1 protein-coding gene is annotated in these 256 nt (G+C 68.4%); it reads right to left on the bottom strand.

Translation table 11 applies throughout. From position 1 onward, the window contains the following. Positions 1-256: GLUG motif-containing protein (locus SB689_RS23580; protein WP_410694470.1), on the bottom strand; the 256-nt coding region annotated here is incomplete at both ends.

The following is a 256-nucleotide window of genomic DNA, read 5'->3' as shown; positions in this document are numbered from 1 at the left end:
GACGGTGACGCGCATGTTCGCATGGCCGTCGCGGATCGTCGCGACCTTGCCGTTCTGCCCGACGTTTTCGCCGACGAGGCCGCCCAGCGACGCCGTATTGTTATCGCCATAGACCTGCCCGGACGCGCTGACGTGCTCGAGCGTGCCGCCGCGATTCGCGCCGACGAGGCCGCCTGCGGCCGAGAGGTTGTAGGCATGAACGGACACGTCGTGTGCGGCGACGTTCGTGACGGTGCCGGTGTTGTAGCCCGCCAGC

Source organism: Chryseobacterium sp. SIMBA_038, assembly GCF_046535115.1.
GTDB lineage: Bacteria > Bacteroidota > Bacteroidia > Flavobacteriales > Weeksellaceae > Chryseobacterium.
The sequence above is the reverse complement of the archived record's forward strand: the minus strand, read 5'-3'. Positions and strand labels throughout refer to the sequence as shown.